This window comes from Colwellia marinimaniae (assembly GCF_002207865.1).
In the GTDB taxonomy this organism is placed as follows: domain Bacteria; phylum Pseudomonadota; class Gammaproteobacteria; order Enterobacterales; family Alteromonadaceae; genus Colwellia; species Colwellia marinimaniae.
The window spans coordinates 1-299 of sequence record NZ_BDQM01000193.1; the positions used below are offsets into that span (position 1 = coordinate 1).

General features: G+C 63.2%; 1 protein-coding gene. It reads left to right on the top strand.

What is annotated here, in order from left to right; genetic code table 11:
* Positions 1-299: solute carrier family 23 protein (locus tag MTCD1_RS18870; RefSeq protein WP_305764594.1), on the top strand; the 299-nt coding region annotated here is incomplete at both ends.

A 299-nucleotide genomic window follows, 5' to 3' on the forward strand; every position in this document is an offset into this window, starting at 1 on the left:
GTCTTGGCACGCTGCTGTTCCAGATCGTGACCGGACGCCAAGTGCCGGTATTCCTGGCATCGAGCTTTGCCTTTATCACCCCGATCATTCTCGCCAAGGGCCAGTTCGGCCTCGCGGCGACCATGGGCGGCGTGATGGCGGCGGGATTCGTCTACACCTTCCTCGGCCTGGCCGTGAAGATCAAAGGCACCGGTTTTATCGACCGGCTGCTGCCGCCCGTGGTCATCGGGCCGGTGATCATCTCCATCGGCCTGGCCATGGCGCCGATCGCCGCCAATATGGCAATGGGCAAGAGCGGT